This is a genomic window from Frigoribacterium sp. VKM Ac-2859, assembly GCF_013204925.1.
Classification (GTDB): Bacteria; Actinomycetota; Actinomycetes; order Actinomycetales; family Microbacteriaceae; genus Frigoribacterium.
In genome coordinates this window covers 1-5,421 of sequence record NZ_JABMLC010000003.1, presented here as the reverse complement: position 1 = coordinate 5,421, position 5,421 = coordinate 1, and the positions used below count along the sequence as shown (strand labels likewise).

Here is a 5,421-nt window from a genome sequence, read left to right as displayed (position 1 = left end):
GATGTGGCGACTTGTCTGTTGAGTTGTTCCCGACCGTATTTCGGGAACCACATAGTGGACGCAAGCAGCTTTCCCCCACCTCTACAGGGAGGGAGTGTTGTCAAGTTATCGGCTTATTAGTACCGGTCAGCTCCATGGGTCGTTAGTCCCCACTTCCACATCCGGCCTATCAACCCAGTAGTCTAGCTGGGAGCCTCTCACCCCTAAGGGTATGGAAATCTCATCTCGAAGCCGGCTTCCCGCTTAGATGCTTTCAGCGGTTATCCGTTCCGAACGTAGCTAATCAGCGGTGCCCTTGGCAGGACAACTGACACACCAGAGGTTCGTCCATCCCGGTCCTCTCGTACTAGGGATAGATCTTCTCAAATTTCCTACGCGCGCAGCGGATAGGGACCGAACTGTCTCACGACGTTCTAAACCCAGCTCGCGTACCGCTTTAATGGGCGAACAGCCCAACCCTTGGGACCTACTCCAGCCCCAGGATGCGACGAGCCGACATCGAGGTGCCAAACCATGCCGTCGATATGGACTCTTGGGCAAGATCAGCCTGTTATCCCCGAGGTACCTTTTATCCGTTGAGCGACAGCGCTTCCACAAGCCACTGCCGGATCACTAGTCCCGACTTTCGTCCCTGCTCGACTTGTCAGTCTCACAGTCAAGCTCCCTTGTGCACTTACACTCGACACCTGATTGCCAACCAGGTTGAGGGAACCTTTGGGCGCCTCCGTTACTTTTTGGGAGGCAACCGCCCCAGTTAAACTACCCACCAGGCACTGTCCCAGAACCGGATCACGGTTCGTAGTTAGATATCCAAAGTGACCAGAGTGGTATTTCAACAATGACTCCACCTGAACTAGCGTCCAAGCTTCACAGTCTCCCACCTATCCTACACAAGCCACTCCGAACACCAATACCAAGCTGTAGTAAAGGTCACGGGGTCTTTCCGTCCTGCTGCGCGTAACGAGCATCTTTACTCGTAGTGCAATTTCGCCGAGTTCGCGGTTGAGACAGCTGGGAAGTCGTTACGCCATTCGTGCAGGTCGGAACTTACCCGACAAGGAATTTCGCTACCTTAGGATGGTTATAGTTACCACCGCCGTTTACTGGGGCTTAAATTCTGAGCTTCGCTTGCGCTAACCCTTCCTCTTAACCTTCCAGCACCGGGCAGGCGTCAGTCCGTATACATCGTCTTGCGACTTGGCACGGACCTGTGTTTTTAGTAAACAGTCGCTTCCCACTGGTCTCTGCGGCCTTTCCCGCTCCGGGAGTAAATCCCATCACGGTTCCGGCCCCCCTTCTCCCGAAGTTACGGGGGCATTTTGCCGAGTTCCTTAACCACGATTCTCTCGATCTCCTTGGTATTCTCTACCTGACCACCTGAGTCGGTTTGGGGTACGGGCGGCTTGAACCTCACGTCGATGCTTTTCTCGGCAGCATAGGATCACTGATTTCCCCCAATCGGGGTACGCATCGGATCTCAGGCGCATTGACGACGGATTTGCCTATCGTCAGCCCTACATCCTTACACCAGGTTCACCTTACGGATACCATCGCCTGGCTCAGCTACCTTCCTGCGTCACACCTGTTAATACGTTAACCGCACCAGCATGGGGTCGAGCGTTAGACCGGCCGGCATCACCCCGAAGGGATCCACTCAGCCGGGTTAGGACTCTTAGCACCACTGGATTAGCTTGGGCGGTTCTTCGCCGGTACGGGAATATCAACCCGTTGTCCATCGACTACGCCTGTCGGCCTCGCCTTAGGTCCCGACTTACCCAGGGCGGATTAACCTGGCCCTGGAACCCTTGGTCTTTCGGAGGACGGGTTTCTCACCCGTCTTTCGCTACTCATGCCTGCATTCTCACTCGTGTGGCCTCCACGGCTGGTTTACACCGCCGCTTCACTGGCCACACGACGCTCTCCTACCACTCCGTACGACTGAACCACGAAGGCTTGTCTATAATACGAAATCTACAACTTCGGTGGTGTGCTTGAGCCCCGTTACATTGTCGGCGCGGAATCACTTGACCAGTGAGCTATTACGCACTCTTTCAAGGGTGGCTGCTTCTAAGCCAACCTCCTGGTTGTCTATGCAACTCCACATCCTTTCCCACTTAGCACACGCTTAGGGACCTTAGTTGGTAGTCTGGGTTGTTTCCCTCTCGACGATGAAGCTTATCCCCCACCGTCTCACTGCTGCGCTCTCACTTACCGGCATTCGGAGTTTGGCTGACGTCAGTAAGCTTTTGGGCCCCATCGGCCATCCAGTAGCTCTACCTCCGGCAAGAAACACGCAACGCTGCACCTAAATGCATTTCGGAGAGAACCAGCTATCACGAAGTTTGATTGGCCTTTCACCCCTATCCACAGCTCATCCCCTCAGTTTTCAACCTAAGTGGGTTCGGTCCTCCACGACGTCTTACCGTCGCTTCAACCTGGCCATGGATAGATCACTTCGCTTCGGGTCTAGGACATGCGACTGGATCGCCCTATTAAGACTCGCTTTCGCTACGGCTACCCCACACGGGTTAACCTCGCCACATATCGCTAACTCGCAGGCTCATTCTTCAAAAGGCACGCTGTCACCCCTACAAGGAGGCTCCAACGGTTTGTAAGCAAACGGTTTCAGGTACTATTTCACTCCCCTCCCGGGGTACTTTTCACCTTTCCCTCACGGTACTTGTCCGCTATCGGTCATCTGGGAGTATTTAGGCTTATCAGGTGGTCCTGACAGATTCACACGGGATTTCTCGGGCCCCGAGCTACTTGGGATCCCCATTCAGCCAGCGCCAGCATTTCGGCTACGGGGTTCGCACCCTCTATGACCAGCCATTCAAAGCTGTTCGCCTATACTGCGCTGTAACTGTTCCTGTCCGGCAGAACAGGACAACGGGTCCCACAACCCCGACCATGCAACGACCGCCGTCTATCACACATGACCGGTTTAGCCTCTTCCGATTTCGCTCGCCACTACTGACGGAATCACTGTTGTTTTCTCTTCCTGTGGGTACTGAGATGTTTCACTTCCCCACGTTCCCTCTACCCGCCCTATATATTCAGGCGGGAGTCACCAGACATAACGCCTGGCGGGGTTTCCCCATTCGGAAATCCTCGGATCAGGGCTCGATTATCAGCTCCCCGAGGCTTATCGCAGATTTCTACGTCCTTCTTCGGCTCCAGATGCCAAGGCATCCACCGTTTGCTCTTAGAAACTTGACCACAAAGTTGCTGCCAGCCAAAGACTGACAGCTCAGTGTTATCTCATTCGCCAACCACACCCAAAGGGCGGATTGGTCTAAGAAATTGCACTTAGTATCACAAACAACAACCAACCCGAAGGCCGGCCCTGCTTGCGACTAAGATGCTCGCGTCCACTGTGTAGTTCTCAAAATACGGGCGGCACCATGATCACCCTACGATTGATGCAGGACTTTCATGGCCCAGAGGAAAAACCCCCACACTACGAAAGCATGGGTGCTTGGTCCCTCAGGACCCAACAGCGTGCACGCCCCCCACCTCGAACACCCTCACCTTCCAGACACCCGAAGGTGCCGTACTAGCGCTGATGCTCTCCGCGAAGAGCCATTGTTAATGTTCCACCCATGAGCGCCGGCCGAAGACATTCGCTTCGAAACCGACTTGACTCGTTGACCCCCGTGTATACCGCGGGGCGAGTACATGCTCCTTAGAAAGGAGGTGATCCAGCCGCACCTTCCGGTACGGCTACCTTGTTACGACTTAGTCCTAATCACCGATCCCACCTTCGACAGCTCCATCCACAAGGGTTAGGCCACTGGCTTCGGGTGTTACCGACTTTCATGACTTGACGGGCGGTGTGTACAAGGCCCGGGAACGTATTCACCGCAGCGTTGCTGATCTGCGATTACTAGCGACTCCGACTTCATGAGGTCGAGTTGCAGACCTCAATCCGAACTGAGACCGGCTTTTTGGGATTCGCTCCACCTTACGGTATCGCAGCCCTTTGTACCGGCCATTGTAGCATGCGTGAAGCCCAAGACATAAGGGGCATGATGATTTGACGTCATCCCCACCTTCCTCCGAGTTGACCCCGGCAGTCTCCTATGAGTTCCCACCATAACGTGCTGGCAACATAGAACGAGGGTTGCGCTCGTTGCGGGACTTAACCCAACATCTCACGACACGAGCTGACGACAACCATGCACCACCTGTATACCGACCTTGCGGGGCGACCATCTCTGGACGTTTCCGGTATATGTCAAGCCTTGGTAAGGTTCTTCGCGTTGCATCGAATTAATCCGCATGCTCCGCCGCTTGTGCGGGCCCCCGTCAATTCCTTTGAGTTTTAGCCTTGCGGCCGTACTCCCCAGGCGGGGAACTTAATGCGTTAGCTGCGACACGGAGACCGTGGAATGGCCCCCACATCTAGTTCCCAACGTTTACGGCATGGACTACCAGGGTATCTAATCCTGTTCGCTCCCCATGCTTTCGCTCCTCAGCGTCAGTTACGGCCCAGAGATCTGCCTTCGCCATCGGTGTTCCTCCTGATATCTGCGCATTCCACCGCTACACCAGGAATTCCAATCTCCCCTACCGCACTCTAGTCTGCCCGTACCCACTGCAGGCTGGGGGTTGAGCCCCCAGATTTCACAGCAGACGCGACAAACCGCCTACGAGCTCTTTACGCCCAATAATTCCGGACAACGCTTGCACCCTACGTATTACCGCGGCTGCTGGCACGTAGTTAGCCGGTGCTTTTTCTGCAGGTACCGTCACTTTCGCTTCTTCCCTACTAAAAGAGGTTTACAACCCGAAGGCCGTCATCCCTCACGCGGCGTTGCTGCATCAGGCTTTCGCCCATTGTGCAATATTCCCCACTGCTGCCTCCCGTAGGAGTCTGGGCCGTGTCTCAGTCCCAGTGTGGCCGGTCACCCTCTCAGGCCGGCTACCCGTCGTCGCCTTGGTGAGCCATTACCTCACCAACTAGCTGATAGGCCGCGAGTCCATCCTTGACCAAAATTCTTTCCAACTCCTAGCCATGCGGCTGAAGCTCGTATCCGGTATTAGACGCCATTTCTAGCGCTTATCCCAGAGTCAAGGGCAGGTTACTCACGTGTTACTCACCCGTTCGCCACTAATCCCTGGAGCAAGCTCCAGTTCATCGTTCGACTTGCATGTGTTAAGCACGCCGCCAGCGTTCGTCCTGAGCCAGGATCAAACTCTCCGTAAAAGAAAAAACAGCACAACCGGAATAGGCCATGACTGCTGAATTTGATGCTGACTAAAGAACAAAACAATCTGACGATTGTTGTTGTCCATCAATCTCAAAGAAACCTAAACACCACTCACAACCCCACCAAAGATGAAGCCACAAGCAATGCCAGGGTATAATTTGGCATTTGACAATGTGCACGCTGTTGAGTTCTCAAGGACCAAACGCAC

General features: G+C 54.5%; 2 rRNA genes. Both read right to left on the bottom strand.

Annotated features, from left to right (window positions below):
- Window positions 1-96 precede the first annotated feature (96 nt).
- A 23S ribosomal RNA gene (locus HQQ78_RS15560) occupies window positions 97-3,219 on the bottom strand.
- Between the two features lie 470 nt (window positions 3,220-3,689).
- A 16S ribosomal RNA gene (locus HQQ78_RS15555) occupies window positions 3,690-5,209 on the bottom strand.
- Together the 16S and 23S rRNA genes form the textbook arrangement of a ribosomal RNA operon.
- Window positions 5,210-5,421 lie beyond the last annotated feature (212 nt).